Consider the following 12326-nt stretch of genomic DNA (forward strand, 5'->3'; position numbering starts at 1 on the left):
CACGACTTCAACAACCTGCTCGCCGGCATCTCGGGCAGCCTGGAGCTGATGCAGACCCGCATCGCCCAGGGCCGGCTGAAGGACGTCGACCGCTACATGGGCGCCGCGCAGGGAGCGGCCAAGCGCGCCGCCGCGCTGACCCACCGCCTGCTCGCCTTCTCCCGCCGCCAGACGCTGGACCCGCGGCCGACCGACGTGAACCGGCTGGTGAAGGGCATGGAGGATCTGATCCGCCGCACGGTCGGCCCCACCATCACCATCGAGGTGGTGGGCGCGGCCGGGCTCTGGCCCTCCCTGGTCGACCCGCCGCAGCTCGAGAACGCGCTCCTGAACCTCTGCATCAACGCCCGCGACGCCATGCCGGAGGGCGGGCGCATCACCATCGAGACCGCCAACAAGCGGCTCGACGCGGCGGCCGCGCGCCAGCACGACATGCCGCCGGGCCCGTACCTGTCGCTCTGCGTCACCGACACCGGCACCGGCATGACCCCGGACGTGCGGGCCAAGGCGTTCGATCCGTTCTTCACGACGAAGCCCACCGGCCAGGGCACGGGTCTCGGCCTGTCGATGATCTACGGCTTCGCCAAGCAGACCGGCGGGCAGGTCCGGATCTATTCCGAGCCCGGCGAGGGCACGACCGTCTGCCTCTACCTGCCGCGGTTCCACGGCGAGGCCGAGGAACCCGATCCGCTCGGATCCCTGGTGGACGCGCCCCGGGCCGAGCAGGGCGAGACGGTGCTCGTGGTGGACGACGAGCCGACCGTGCGGATGCTGGTGACGGAGGTGCTGGAGGATCTCGGCTACACCGCGATCGAGGCGGCCGACGCGGCCGCCGGCCTGAAGGTCCTGCAATCGGACGTGCGCATCGACCTGCTCATCTCCGATGTCGGCCTGCCCGGCGGCATGAACGGCCGCCAGATGGCCGACGCCGCCCGCGTCTCGCGCCCCGATCTCAAGGTGCTGTTCATCACCGGCTATGCCGAGAACGCGGCGGTCGGCAACGGCCAGCTGGAGCCCGGCATGGCGGTGCTGACCAAGCCGTTCGTGGTCGAGACCCTGGGCCTGCGCATTCGCGAGATCATTTCGCGGGGCTAGAGCATTGTCGAGCGGGGCGGGTGCCGGCTCGCGTGAAGAACATGCGGAAAATCAGAAGCTTGGCGCGTTTTCCGCGATCCGGAGATGTCAAAAACGCGCTCCGGCCGGTCGCCCGGGGCCGGCGCGTCAGGCCCGGATCGAACCGACGAAGTGGTGGACGGAACTCCGGAGCTGGGTCGATTGCCCGTTCAGGGCGATGGCGTCCTGCAGGACCATGTCCGCCGCCCGCCCGGTGGCGCTGGAGGCGTCGATGACCGACTCGATCTCGCCGGTCGCCAGACGCATGCCCTGCGAGGCCGCCGCGATGTTGCGCGCGATCTCCTGGGTCGCCGTCGATTGCTCGTCGATGGCGTAGGCGATCGCTTCCGCCATGCCGTTGGCGCGCCGGATCGCCTGCGTGATGTTGGCGATGGCCTGCACCGTCTCCGTCGTCGCCACGCGCACCGAGCCGATATGCGCCGCGATCTCGTCGGTGGCCCGGGCGGACTGGCCCGCCAGCGCCTTCACCTCCGAGGCGACGACGGCGAAGCCCTTGCCGGCGGCGCCGGCGCGGGCCGCCTCGATCGTGGCGTTGAGCGCCAGCAGGTTCGTCTGTTCCGCCACCCCGCGGATGAGGCCGAGTACCTCGCTGATTCGTGCCGCCGCGGCGCCGAGATCGGTGACCTTGGCTTCCGTCGAGGAGGCCTCCCGCGCCGCCTCGGAGGCCGCCGCGGAGGATCCCCGCGCCTGCTCGCGGATCTGATCGATCGAGGCCGAGAGTTCCTCGGCCGCCGCCGCCACGGCCTCGATGTTCTGCGAGGCCGAGCGCGAGAGCCGTGCGGCTTCCGCCGAGCGCAGGTCGGCTTCCCGGGCCGTGCCGGCGAGGCTCGTGGCCTGCGCCTCGAACGAACCCGCCGCCGTGGCGACCTGCCCGACGATGCCGCCGACCGAGCTGCCGAACTGGTCCGCCGTCCGCTCCAGGCTCTGGCGCCGCTCCGCCTCGGCGTTCTGCCGCAGGCTCTCGCGCTCGCCCCGCAGCCGCTCCGCCTCGGCACCGTGGGCCTTGAGCACGTCCACCGCGCGGGCGATCTCGCCGATCTCGTCGCGGCGCTCGGTTCCGGGCACCACGACGTCCCGCGCGCCCTCGACGAGCCGCGTGATGGTCCGTGCCAGCGAGGCCAGCGGCTGCACGACACGGCGCGTGAGGAACACCACGATGCCGAAGGTGCAGAGGACGACGAGGAGCACGGCCGCGCCCGCCGCGATGAGACGGTACAGGGCCGAGGCGATCGTTTCGTCGGCCGTGGCGAGCGCCGATCGCAGGGCGGCGTCCCGGACGGTGAGGATCGACTGGAGCATGCTGGTGGTGTGCGGCCGCCACTCGACGAGGCTCATCGGAGGCTCGGTTCCGTCGCGGCCGGCCGCGAACATCCGTGCGATCACCTGGCCCGGATCGGCGATGAAGCTGCGCTCCACCAGCGTGAGGGCGTCGATCAGGGGCCCTTCCGTCTCGACCTGCAGCACGCTGCGCTGCAGCCGCTGCCATGCCTGCTCGATCCGGCCGTTCATCTCGTGGATCTGGACGATCAGGCCCGGCGAGAAGCGCTGCTTCGCGCCCGCGTACTGGCTGAACCAGATCGAGCGGCTGCCGCCGATGTCGCGCAGCTCCATCGCGAGGCTGACGACCGGCACCGCGCGGGCGATGTCCGGGTTCTTCCGGGTGACGTCGATCTCCATCGTGCCGAGCGTCTTCGCGTTCTGCGCGACGATCGCGATCAGGGCCTTCTGGAAGGTCTTCGCCGCCTGCTCGTCGCGCTCCTTCAGCGGCTTGGCGATCTCGCGGTCGGCGGCCGAACGGGTCTCGTCGAGCTGGCGGATCGTCGGCAGCAGGGCGCGCTCGAGTCCGGCCCGCTTGTCGGACGGCAGCGCGGCGACGGCGCCCATGATCCGCCCGGTGACGGCCTCGGTCGCCTTGCGGTTCGCCTCGGCCGAAGCCAGGATCGCCTGCTGTTCGGCCCGGTCGGAGAGCAGGAGCTGGTTGTAGGAGCCGCGTTCGAGCGCGAGGCGCTCGTTGAAGCGGGCGACCTCGCCCAGGACCTCGACGAGCTGGCGCGCTTCGTCGGCCTGCGACCAGCGCTGCCATTCCTGCCACGCGATGAAAGAGCTCGAGCCCGCCGCGACGAGGCCGACGGCCGCCATGCACGAGACGAAGAGACTTCGGACGCGCATCGAACCCCGGCCATTTCGACAATGATCGCCACGGCGGCGTCGCCGGCCATAGAGCGACGAGATCCGTGAACGATCGGTTGATCGGGATCCATTTCAGGTTTCACCCGCGGTTCTCGTCTTTCCGCCGCGGCAAGAAAGGTTGGACGCGCGCCGTGGGCCGACGAGGTCTGACTCCGAGGAGCGCACCGGTCGGCGCCTCGTCGCGAGGACGGGGTTCGTTACGCCTGGCCTTGCGCGGCTTCGAAGCGCGCGACGAGGCGCTTCGGCGCCACCGCCCGCCAGCGGCGCAGGAGGAACGGCCGGAGCCGCTCCGGCTCCAGGGCCGCCAGCCGGGCGAGGACGATCGCGTGCCCCTCGTAATGGGGCGTGACGTGGAAGGTCGCGGGATCGGCCGCCCTCAGCATGTCGCGCTCGTCCGGCGGCACGCCGAGGAGGACGAGACTGTCGTCCTCGGGCCGCAGGCGGGTCACCAGCTTGCCGCGCAGCTTCGGCGCGGGCGTGCCGTAGGAGGTCGAGGCCTCCATCTCCGGCAGCGCCAGGCCGACGGCGAGGACGTCTTCCCAGGTCATTCCCGGATGATCGCGGATCGGGGCCGGGAACGGAAGAGCGACCCGTGCTCCGTCAGGCGAGCAGGCCCAGGCGCCGCCCCAGCCACAGCGTCCCCGCCGCACTGGCGAACATCGCGACGCCGAAGACCCAGCCCGAGACGGCGCCGGCCATGATGCCGGAGAGCAGCGTGCCGACGCTGCAGCCGAGCCCCGTCATCGCGCCCCAGCCGAGCAGCACGCCGCCGGTCAGGCCGCGCACGACCTGTCCCGGAGTCGGCAGGGCGGGCCGGAACTGGCCGGCGACGAGCGCGGCGGCCAAGGCGGCGAGGACGAGGCCGCCGACGAAGAGTCCGTTGGGCGTGAGGATCGCGTCGCGCACCGCCGTGGCGCAGCCGCGGAAGGTGTCGAGCCCCTCCAGCCGGTCCGGCAGCAGGCCGAGCGCCCCCGCCGCCTGCCGCGAGCGGCCGCCGATCTCCGCGGTGACGCCGAGCGGGCCGACCCGGAGATAGGCGAGCGTCCCGAGCGCCCCGATCGCGAGGCCCCCGAGCCAGACCGGCCAGCGCGTCACGAACACGGCGCGGAACGGGTCGAGCCGGGCCGGCGGCTCCGGTGCGGGCAGCCGGCGCAGGAGCGGCCAGGCCAGGGCCGCGAGCAGGGCCAGCGACAGGGCGAGACTCGGGCCGTAGCCGAGATGGCGCGGCAGCCACGGCACCGGCGCCTCGGAGAGGCTGGCGAGGTAGAGCGGGTTCCAGCTCAGGAAGCCGAGGACGAAGCCGAGCCCGGTGCCGAGAAGCGCGAAGGGCGCCGTCGGCGAGCCCTCGCCGAGGCGGTAGAGATGGGCGCTGATGCAGGAGCCCGAGATCGCCATGCCGGCCCCGAAACTGAGCCCGGCCAGGACCAGGACCGGCCCGACCGGGCCGATATGCGCGTCCGGCGGCAGGCGGCTGCCCGACGGGTCCGGCATCCAGGCGCCGAGCACCACGGCGTAGCCCGCCGCGCCCGCCGCGAGGGCCGCCAGGATGCCGAGCATCCCCCTCGGATCGCCCGCGACCAGACAGTCGCGCCACTGGCAGTAGAAGCAGAAGCGGCTGCGCTGGAGCACGAAGCCGAACAGCGCGCCGAAGACGAGCGACAGGGCGAGCCGCGTGCCGCCGGGCTCGCCCGAGAGGCGCCAGGCCGCCGCCGCGAGCCCGGCGGCGATGAGTGCGGCGATGCCCGCGGCGAGGGGCGCACCCACGCTTCGGGTCGGGAGAGGCAGCGCCTCTCCCGGATGGGCAGCCCTCACCGCGTCGTCCTCACTTGCCGCCCCAGACGGTGCCGGCGAGGTTGACCACCGGCACGCCCACCGCGTTGCCGTACTCGGTCCAGGAGCCGTCGTAGTTGCGGGCGTCGTAGCCGAGGATGCGGCTCAGGACGAACCAGGAATGGCTCGACCGCTCGCCGATGCGGCAGGAGGTGATGATCGGCTTCGAGCCGTCGATGCCGGCCGCGGCGTAGAGCGCCCTCAGCTCCTCCCTGGATTTCAGGGTGCCGTCCGGGTTCACCGCCTTGGCCCAGGGGATGTTGACCGAGCCGGGGATGTGGCCCGCGCGGATCGCCAGTTCCTGGATGCCGGGGGGCGCGATGACCTTGCCGCTGAACTCGTCGGGCGAGCGGATGTCGAGGATCTGCTCGTCGCGCTCCTTCCGGGCCACCGCCAGCACGTCGGCGAAGCGCGCCCGCAGCTTCGGCGAGGGCGCCTGCGCGGTGAAGGCCGAGGGCGCGACCTCGGCGGTGCGGGTGTCGAGGGGACGCTTCTCGGCCTCCCACTTCTTGCGCCCGCCATCGAGGAGCTTGACGGTGTCGACGAGGCCGTACTGGGCGAGCACCCAGGCGCCCCAGGCGGCGAACCAGTTGTTGTTGTCGCCGTAGAGCACCACCGTCGTGTCCCGGTCGATGCCGAGGCGCCGGGCCAGCGCCGTGAACTTGTCCGGCCCGGCGATGTCGCGGCTCACCGTCTCGACGAGATCGGTGTGCCAGACGACGTTCTGGGCGCCCGGGATGTGGCCGCGCTCGAACACGCCCGGCTCGACGCTGACCTCGACGATCCGGAGGTTCCGGGCATCGAGGTTCTTCTCCAGCCACTCGGTCGAGACGAGGGGATTTTTGTGGGTCGCGTCCGGCTTCGTCGCGCTGTCCTTGGCCGCCGGGTCCGGCGCGGCGGAGAGGCCCGTCGGGGCGAGGAGGCCCGCGGCGACGGCGAGCAGGAGGGCGGATTTGCGCAGCACGGGACAGGCTCCGGATCGGGCAGCCGAGATCGTCCGGAGCCGCGGGGGCCCCGGCAGGACGGGTTCGGGAAGGTTGGGGCCGTCCGCCGTCGCTTTCGCCCGCCGAAGATCCGCCCCGCTCGGGCGGTTGTTTCGGATGAGCGCAGTCGAGGCCGGACCGCACGTCAATGTCGCCGCGTCGAGCGCGCCCGGTCAACGGAATAATGATCCGTATATTTCGTGCCGCCGACGGTTTTGCTTCCGCAGGGCCCGTCCGAACATGAAGGACTATCTTGCGCCCTCGAACGTGCGGCCGATTTCGGCCGACTGCGGGGCATATCGGCCGCACCGCGCGGGCGGCACCGCGCGGATCGGGACCGACGGCGCAGGCCGGCGCAGGGGCGATCTCGGGCCGGCCGGCTTGACCGGGCAAGCTGGACTGTTTCAATGCGCCGGTTCCCGCCCTTTTACGGGCGGACGATGGCGCGTGGATGAGGCGGCAGATGGCGACGACTATTCGGCGACTCGCGCTTCCGCTCGCGCTGGGTGCCAGCCTTTCCGTCTCGGGCTGTACCGGCTTCGGCTACATCTCCCAGACCTACGTCTCCCAGGTGCCGCAGGTCGTCACGATCGGCTGCAACGAGCCCTACGAGATCTACGACAACCGCCAGCGCCGCCGGGTGCTGGTGGTGTCGAACACTCTGCGCGAGGTGACGGGCTGCGATGTCGGCCGGGTCGGCGCGGGCCGTCCCCCGGCCGAAACGCGCGCCGCGCGCTTCCGCACCGCGGCGCGCACCTATCTCGACGAGACCGTGCGCGAGGATTGTCGGATCACCGGCGAGACCGTGTTCAGCGACCTGCAGACCGAGTTCTCCTACGCCTGCGACGCGCCGGTGGAGGCGCGCGGGACGGTGGTGCCGCGCCTGCCCGGACGGCGCACGCAGCGCTGATCGGGAGCGCGCTCGGGCCGCGTGTCATACCGTTTCCGGTTAATCGCTTCGGTTCAGCCCCACTCCCGTCATCCCGGGGCCGCGCAGCGGAACCCGGGATCCACCCGTGATGCGCGGCTGGAACAGGGCGTTCAGGCCAGTCGTGGATTGCACGCCTCCGGCGCGCCCCTTCGGGTCCGGGTTCGCCTTCGGCGCCCCGGAATGACGGGAAGCAGCACCGAAGGAATCAACCGGAAACCGTGTCAGGTGTCTTGCGGGCCGAAGAAGGTCCGCTCGGTCGCGTCGCCCGCCGCGGCCAGCAGCGCCCGGGCGAAGGCCCGCGCCTCCCCCCGGTCGAGGCGGATCACCGCGGTGACGGGGCGGCCGCCGAGATCGGGCAGGCCCAGTTCCAGGCGCACGCCCTCGCCCTCCGCCGTGGCGGACAGGCTCCAGCCCGCCTCCCGGCCCGCTCTCTCGCCGCCTCGCCCGCCGCCCCTGCTGCCCTTGCCGGGCTCGCTCATCGAATCGGTCCTTTCGGTCTCGCGCGCTCCTGACATGAGCGATTTTCGGATGGCAGACCAGGGGGACGGCGCGGGGCGGGCAAAGGGCTGTCACGGAACCGACGAGTGGTCGGTCGGCGATTGACGCGCGTGGCCGGGGATGGTGTCTGCGCGCCGACCGCCCGCCGGGCGCGCCATCACACGACACCTGAGGGATGACCGACATGTCCGAGATCTGGTTCCGCACCGGCGAGGCGACGGTGCTCGCCGCCGAGGGGCAGTTCACCGACGCGATGCCAGAGGTGCTGATCGGCTCCACCCGCGGCCCCGTGGGCCACGCCTTCGCCGGCATGCTCGGGCAGGTCCAGGGCCATACCCGCATGTTCGTGGTGCGCGACCTCAACCAGCTCGTGCGCCCCTCCACGATCATGACCACCAAGGTCACGATCCACACCGCCGAGTACGCCGAGCTTCTCGGCGGCGTGGTCCAGGCGGCCACCGGCGACGCGATCGTCGATTGCGTGATCGAGGGCATCCTGCCGAAGGCCGATCTCGACGAGCTGTGCATGATCATCACGATCTGGCTCGACGAGCGCTGCGCCAAGGACGAGAACCTCGACCGCAAGGACCTCTACCGCACCAACTACGAGGCGACGAAGCTCGCCATCGCCCGCGCCATGAAGGGCGAGCCGACGATCGACGAGCTGATCGCCAACCGCAAGACGGTGAAGCACTACGCGCTCGAAGACATCATCGAGTACTGATTGTTTGGAGGACGGGGCGCGGCTCTGGCCGCGTCCCGGTCGAGGCGATCGAGCATCGTCCCGAAAGGTGGTCACCGGCTTTCGGAAAAAGACGATGCGAAGACAAGACCCTGGAACATCGTCCTGGATCAGATCTCCCGGACGATGGTCTAGGGTTTCGCCAGGGCGGCGATCGGCAGCCGCCACGCCTCGGCGATCCGCCGGATCTGCTCCAGGCTGAGCGGGCGCTTGCGGTTGAGGATCTCGGAGGCGTGCGGGCGCGAGCCGAGAAGCTCGGCCAACTCGGCTTGCGAGCGTCCCATCTCGCCGATGGCGAAATGGAGGATCTCGACGGGGTCGCCCTCCGGCACCGGATGATGCGCCCGCTCGTAGGCTTCCGCGAGAGTCGCCAGCACGTCGAGCTTGTCGCCCTCCGGCGTTCCCACGGGGGCGCCCCACAGCCGGTCGATCTCCTGCAGGGCCTCGGTCAGGTCGGCGTCCGTGCGGATCGGGCGGATGTCCATGGCGGGCTCCCGGAGTTCAGACCCATTCAGTTTGACTATACAAGGGGATGCTTGCGACCCAAAGTGGACGACCGATCGTCCAGCGAGCAACCTTGAAAGCGGAATTTTACCAACCCGTGTTAGATCGGGGGGTGTCGCGACGCGGGGAGCTTCGTGGTGACTGATTTCCTGCACGGGACCGTCCACGAGGCTGCTGAAGACCTGCAAGCGGCATTACAGTCGGACGCGAACGCCCTCGAGCTTTGGGCGAGCCTGACGCCGCTTGGGAGAAACGAGTTCATCTGCTGGGTCGAAGACGCGAAGCAGCCGACGACACGCCGACGCCGCATCGAGCGGATGAGAGACGAACTATTCGAGGGAAAGAAGCGGCCATGCTGCTGGGCGGGCTGCATCCATCGCGCCGATAAAGCCCCGAGCCGTTGGCAGCAGACCGTTCTGATCGACCGGCGAGGGAAGAGAAGCCTGTAGATGCGCCTGAAAGCGAAGATCTGCTTTCGCCTGACACCAAGCGGAAGCTGTCGATCCGCAAACCACCCTCAGCAACCCGTCGCACCATCGACCTGATCGGGTTCGGACCGCAGAATCACGAGACCAGACGCCCCCCTCAGAACTCGATCCCCTCCTGCGCCTTCACCCCCGCCGAAAAATGGTGCTTCACGCTGCCCATCTCGGTGACGAGGTCGGCGGCCTCGATCAGGGCCGGCTTGGCGTTGCGGCCGGTCACGACGACGTGGAGGTCGGGGCGCCGCGCGGCGAGGTCGGCGAGCACCGCGTCGAGATCGAGATAGTCGTAGCGCAGGGCGATGTTCAGTTCGTCGAGGACGAGCAGGCGGATCCTCTCGTCCGCCATCAGCGTCTTCGCCGTGTCCCAGGCGTTGCGGCAGGCGGCGATGTCGCGGGCCTTGTCCTGCGTCTCCCAGGTGAAGCCCTCGCCGAGCGCGTGCCAGGCGATCCGGTCGCCGAACTGTTTCAGCGCGCGGGCCTCGCCGGTGTCCCAGGCGCCCTTGATGAACTGCACCACCCCGACCCGGTGGCCGCGCCCGAGCATCCGCAGCACGAGGCCGAGCGCGGCCGTCGTCTTGCCCTTGCCGGGGCCGGTATGGACGATCAGCAGGCCCTTCTCGATCTTCTTGGAGGCGACCTCGGCGTCCTGCACCGCCTTGCGCTTGGCCATTTTTTCGCGGTGGCGGCTGTCGTCATCGCTCATGCGGGATTCTCTCGTGAGGGTTTGACCGTCAGCGGCAGGCCGGCGACGGTGAGCACGACCCGGTCGGCGTCGCGGGCGAGGCGCTGGTGCAGCCGCCCGGCCGCATCGCGAAAACGGCGGGCCAGCGCGTTGTCCGGCACGATGCCGAGGCCGACCTCGTTGGCCACCAGCACCAGCGGGCCCGGCGCCGCGGCGCAGGCCCGCGCCAGGGCCTCGGTGGCCGCGTCGAGATCGGCCTCCGCCAGAAGCAGGTTGGTGAGCCAGAGCGTGAGGCAATCGACCAGGACCGGCCCGGTCGAGGCGGCCACCGCCTCCGGCAGGGCCGCCGGCACGTCGAGGGTGCGCCACGCGTCCGAGCGCCGCGCCCGGTGCTCGTGGATGCGGGCGCGCATCTCGTCGTCCCAGGCCTGCGCCGTGGCGATGTAGAGCCAGGGCGCCGGGCAGGCCTCGATCAGCCGCTCGGCATAGGCGCTCTTGCCGGAGCGCGCGCCGCCGAGCACCAGGGTCATCCGGGGGGCGGCCTGAAGCATCCGCCCCCTTTGCCCCAGGCGCCGCTCCGGCGTCAAAGGCCGCACGTTGACAATATACTGTCGAATGGACAATGTGTTGTCATGTTATCGACGACGAACGAAGCTGCGGACGCCGCGACCGCCCTGGTGCTGGAGATCTTCCGCTCCGGAGGCGCGCTGCTGGCCGCCGGTGACCGTCTGGTCGGCGATCTCGGCCTTACCAGCGCCCGCTGGCAGGTGCTCGGCGCCGTCGCGCTCGCCGCGCAGCCCCTGCCGGTCGCCCGCATCGCCCGCGACATGGGCATGACGCGCCAGGGCGTGCAGCGGACGGTCAACGAACTGGCGACCGACGGCCTCGTCACCTTCGCCGACAACCCCCACCACCGCCGCGCCCGCCTCGTCCTCCTCACGCCCGCGGGCCGGGACGCCTACGCGGCGGCGGCGGCGCGGCAGGCCCCCTGGGCGGCGGCGCTCGCCCGCGATCTCGACCCCGCGGCGCTCGAGGCGGCACGGGCCCTGGTGCGGACCATCGGCGAGCGCGCTTGCGAACTTCCGGGAGACCACGATGCTGATCGGTGAACTCGCCCTCGTCGCGGCGGCGGCCTTCGCCGGCGCGGCGCTCTATGTCGGCTTCGTGGAGCATCCGGCCCGGCTGGTCCTCGATCCGGGCTGCCAGTTGCGGCAATGGCGCCCGAGCTATCGGCGGGCGACGCGGATGCAGGGCGGGCTGGCGCTGGCCGCCACCGCGCTCGGCCTGCTCGCCTGGACAGGAACGGGCGATCCGCGATGGGGGCTCCGGGCGGCGCTCGCGCTGGCCAACTGGCCCTACACCCTGCTGGCGATCATGCCGACCAACCGCGCCCTGCTCGCCACGGCGGAGAGCGATCCCGCCGTGGCGCCGCTGATGCGGCGGTGGATCCGGCTGCACGCGGTCCGCAGCGGGCTCGGTCTGGCGGCGGTCGCGGCCTTCCTGTGGGCCCTGCGGTGATCGCGTCGTGATCCGTCAGTCGGTGCGCGGCACGTTGTGCGTCCGCCCGCATCAGGCTATGACCGCCCGGTGACGGTGCCCCGGCGACGGGGTGAAAAGGGAATGCGGTGAGAGGTTTTTGAAAAAACCTCGATTCCGCGGCTGCCCCCGCAACTGTGAGCGGCGAGCTCCTGCCACGAGCCACCGGGCGATCCGGGAAGGCGGCAGGCGCGACACCAGCCGCGAGCCAGGAGACCTGCCGTCCGAACGCTTTTTGTGTCCTCGAACGCCGCCGGTGGGGCGGCCGGAGCCCGTGACCCGATGACGACAGCGACCCTTCAGACCCAGGCCGCCACCCGCTCGGCCGAGGGCGCCCGCGCGCTCCTCGTCGCCGCCTTCCTCGGCCTCGGTCTCGTCTTCGTGGCGGGCTTCGCCCCGGCGACGATGCTGCACAACGCGGCGCACGATTTCCGCCACGCGCAGAACTTCCCCTGCCACTGAGCGCGCGCGTTCCAGCGGCTTCAAGCGGTTCCATGATCACCCGATTGCTGTCGGCGGCCCTCGTCGCCGGCTTCCTCGCGTCCGTCGTCGCGACGGGCCTGCAGCTCGCGCTGACCTCCCCGCTGATCCTCCAGGCGGAGACCTACGAGGGCGAGGGCGCGCACGCCGCCCTCGCGCCGTCTTCCGATGCCCCCTTCGCCGCGCTGATCGTGCCGGCCCACGGGGGGAGCGGCCACGATCACGGCAAGGCCGATGCCACCTCCGACGAATGGCAACCCGCGCCGGGCCTGCAGCGCATGGCCTTCACCGGGCTCGCCACGCTGGTCGGCGGCGTCGGCTACGCGCTGCT

At 71.3% G+C, this 12326-nt stretch carries 16 protein-coding genes and 1 riboswitch; of the genes, 8 read left to right on the forward strand and 8 right to left on the reverse strand.

The annotated features are described in order from the left end of the window. Positions 1-1095: ATP-binding protein (locus tag MFF42_RS14595; RefSeq protein WP_238256376.1), on the forward strand; the 1095-nt coding region annotated here is incomplete at its 5' end. Between the two features lie 126 nt (positions 1096-1221). On the opposite strand, the gene MFF42_RS14600 is transcribed toward MFF42_RS14595, so the two are convergent. The 4 genes from MFF42_RS14600 to MFF42_RS14615 all read right to left on the reverse strand — a co-directional run bounded on the left by MFF42_RS14600 (position 1222) and on the right by MFF42_RS14615 (position 6118). Continuing rightward, positions 1222-3303 carry a methyl-accepting chemotaxis protein gene (locus MFF42_RS14600; RefSeq protein ID WP_238256377.1) on the reverse strand — a complete coding sequence of 694 codons (2082 nt, stop codon included), beginning with the start codon at positions 3301-3303 and terminating at the stop codon, positions 1222-1224. A gap of 218 nt (positions 3304-3521) precedes the next feature. Then, a complete protein-coding gene (locus MFF42_RS14605; protein ID WP_238256378.1) occupies positions 3522-3872 on the reverse strand; it encodes an MmcQ/YjbR family DNA-binding protein in 351 nt (116 codons plus the stop codon). 52 nt (positions 3873-3924) lie between these two features. Next, on the reverse strand, positions 3925-5088 hold the full coding sequence (locus MFF42_RS14610; protein ID WP_238256379.1) for a YeeE/YedE family protein: 1164 nt from the start codon (positions 5086-5088) through the stop codon (positions 3925-3927). Positions 5089-5146: 58 nt separating this feature from the next. Continuing rightward, complete coding sequence (locus MFF42_RS14615) at positions 5147-6118, reverse strand: sulfurtransferase (RefSeq protein ID WP_238256380.1); 972 nt, start codon at positions 6116-6118, stop codon at positions 5147-5149. Between the two features lie 482 nt (positions 6119-6600). On the opposite strand from MFF42_RS14615, the gene MFF42_RS14620 reads away from it, so the two are divergent. Beyond that, the gene (locus MFF42_RS14620) at positions 6601-7047 is read left to right on the forward strand and encodes a hypothetical protein (protein ID WP_238256381.1); all 447 of its coding nucleotides are present in this window, start codon (positions 6601-6603) and stop codon (positions 7045-7047) included. A gap of 242 nt (positions 7048-7289) precedes the next feature. On the opposite strand, the gene MFF42_RS14625 is transcribed toward MFF42_RS14620, so the two are convergent. Beyond that, positions 7290-7547: a hypothetical protein gene (locus MFF42_RS14625; protein WP_238256382.1), complete on the reverse strand. Its 258-nt coding sequence runs from the start codon at positions 7545-7547 to the stop codon at positions 7290-7292. A 203-nt stretch (positions 7548-7750) separates the two neighbouring features. Between MFF42_RS14625 and fae the strand changes: the two genes are divergently transcribed. Further along, positions 7751-8290 carry a formaldehyde-activating enzyme gene (gene fae, locus MFF42_RS14630; protein WP_238256391.1) on the forward strand — a complete coding sequence of 180 codons (540 nt, stop codon included), beginning with the start codon at positions 7751-7753 and terminating at the stop codon, positions 8288-8290. A 149-nt stretch (positions 8291-8439) separates the two neighbouring features. On the opposite strand, the gene MFF42_RS14635 is transcribed toward fae, so the two are convergent. Beyond that, on the reverse strand, positions 8440-8793 hold the full coding sequence (locus MFF42_RS14635) for a helix-turn-helix domain-containing protein (protein WP_238256383.1): 354 nt from the start codon (positions 8791-8793) through the stop codon (positions 8440-8442). 153 nt (positions 8794-8946) lie between these two features. Here MFF42_RS14635 and MFF42_RS14640 point away from each other — a divergent pair, with 153 nt between their 5' ends. Further along, complete coding sequence (locus MFF42_RS14640) at positions 8947-9261, forward strand: YdeI/OmpD-associated family protein (RefSeq protein ID WP_238256384.1); 315 nt, start codon at positions 8947-8949, stop codon at positions 9259-9261. 136 nt (positions 9262-9397) lie between these two features. Here MFF42_RS14640 and cobO read toward each other — a convergent pair whose 3' ends face one another. Further along, positions 9398-10000, reverse strand: coding sequence for a cob(I)yrinic acid a,c-diamide adenosyltransferase (cobO, locus tag MFF42_RS14645; protein ID WP_238256385.1), 603 nt, complete (start codon positions 9998-10000; stop codon positions 9398-9400). After that, positions 9997-10530, reverse strand: a complete 534-nt coding sequence (cobU, locus tag MFF42_RS14650; RefSeq protein WP_238256386.1) for a bifunctional adenosylcobinamide kinase/adenosylcobinamide-phosphate guanylyltransferase — start codon at positions 10528-10530, stop codon at positions 9997-9999. The genes cobO and cobU overlap by 4 nt, the downstream gene beginning before the upstream one ends. 81 nt (positions 10531-10611) lie before the next feature. Here cobU and MFF42_RS14655 point away from each other — a divergent pair, with 81 nt between their 5' ends. The 4 genes from MFF42_RS14655 to MFF42_RS14670 all read left to right on the forward strand — a co-directional run. Next, complete coding sequence (locus tag MFF42_RS14655) at positions 10612-11088, forward strand: MarR family winged helix-turn-helix transcriptional regulator (protein WP_238256387.1); 477 nt, start codon at positions 10612-10614, stop codon at positions 11086-11088. Beyond that, on the forward strand, positions 11075-11497 hold the full coding sequence (locus tag MFF42_RS14660) for an anthrone oxygenase family protein (RefSeq protein WP_238256388.1): 423 nt from the start codon (positions 11075-11077) through the stop codon (positions 11495-11497). Before MFF42_RS14655 ends, MFF42_RS14660 begins: the two co-directional genes overlap by 14 nt. Before the next feature lie 56 nt (positions 11498-11553). Continuing rightward, positions 11554-11754, forward strand: a riboswitch (cobalamin riboswitch). A gap of 43 nt (positions 11755-11797) precedes the next feature. Next, positions 11798-11977, forward strand: coding sequence for a CbtB domain-containing protein (locus MFF42_RS14665; RefSeq protein ID WP_238256389.1), 180 nt, complete (start codon positions 11798-11800; stop codon positions 11975-11977). A 32-nt stretch (positions 11978-12009) separates the two neighbouring features. Next, a partial coding sequence (locus MFF42_RS14670) for a CbtA family protein (RefSeq protein ID WP_238256390.1) occupies positions 12010-12326 on the forward strand: 317 nt, incomplete at its 3' end.

The organism is Methylorubrum podarium (assembly GCF_022179745.1).
GTDB lineage: Bacteria > Pseudomonadota > Alphaproteobacteria > Rhizobiales > Beijerinckiaceae > Methylobacterium > Methylobacterium podarium.

Coding starts and splice junctions, on each gene's coding strand:
- MFF42_RS14600 (WP_238256377.1), bottom strand. CDS start 3,303: ATGCGCGTCCGAAGTCTCTTCGTCTCGTGCATGGCGGCCGTCGGCCTC.
- MFF42_RS14605 (WP_238256378.1), bottom strand. CDS start 3,872: ATGACCTGGGAAGACGTCCTCGCCGTCGGCCTGGCGCTGCCGGAGATG.
- MFF42_RS14620 (WP_238256381.1), top strand. CDS start 6,601: ATGGCGACGACTATTCGGCGACTCGCGCTTCCGCTCGCGCTGGGTGCC.
- MFF42_RS14625 (WP_238256382.1), bottom strand. CDS start 7,547: ATGAGCGAGCCCGGCAAGGGCAGCAGGGGCGGCGGGCGAGGCGGCGAG.
- fae (WP_238256391.1), top strand. CDS start 7,751: ATGTCCGAGATCTGGTTCCGCACCGGCGAGGCGACGGTGCTCGCCGCC.
- MFF42_RS14635 (WP_238256383.1), bottom strand. CDS start 8,793: ATGGACATCCGCCCGATCCGCACGGACGCCGACCTGACCGAGGCCCTG.
- cobO (WP_238256385.1), bottom strand. CDS start 10,000: ATGAGCGATGACGACAGCCGCCACCGCGAAAAAATGGCCAAGCGCAAG.
- cobU (WP_238256386.1), bottom strand. CDS start 10,530: ATGCTTCAGGCCGCCCCCCGGATGACCCTGGTGCTCGGCGGCGCGCGC.
- MFF42_RS14655 (WP_238256387.1), top strand. CDS start 10,612: ATGTTATCGACGACGAACGAAGCTGCGGACGCCGCGACCGCCCTGGTG.
- MFF42_RS14660 (WP_238256388.1), top strand. CDS start 11,075: ATGCTGATCGGTGAACTCGCCCTCGTCGCGGCGGCGGCCTTCGCCGGC.
- MFF42_RS14665 (WP_238256389.1), top strand. CDS start 11,798: ATGACGACAGCGACCCTTCAGACCCAGGCCGCCACCCGCTCGGCCGAG.